General features: G+C 64.7%; 1 pseudogene. It reads right to left on the reverse strand.

The features are described 5' to 3' along the window. Window positions 1–241 (reverse strand): annotated as a pseudogene (locus EOD29_RS34640) (DNA polymerase Y family protein); the annotation flags it as partial.

The raw sequence follows: 241 nt of genomic DNA on the forward strand, positions 1-241 counted from the left end.
CATGCCCCAGCGCCTGGTCGAGACGCAGAAGCAGCTCCGGCCCGAACCGGCGGGTTAGCGGCGCTCGCGGCGCATCGATGACATCGCCGATATATTTCAGGCCGAGCTTCTTCAGAGCATCGACGGCTTGTCCTTCCAGCCGCAAGGCTGTAACCGGCAAGGACACCAGCACATGTTCCGCCTCTTCGTCCTCGATCACGCCACTCTGCCCGAAGCGGGACACCGCCCAGGAAAGGCCGGG

Origin of the sequence: Mesorhizobium sp. M1A.T.Ca.IN.004.03.1.1, assembly GCF_003997555.1 — a bacterium.
Taxonomy (GTDB): domain Bacteria; phylum Pseudomonadota; class Alphaproteobacteria; order Rhizobiales; family Rhizobiaceae; genus Mesorhizobium.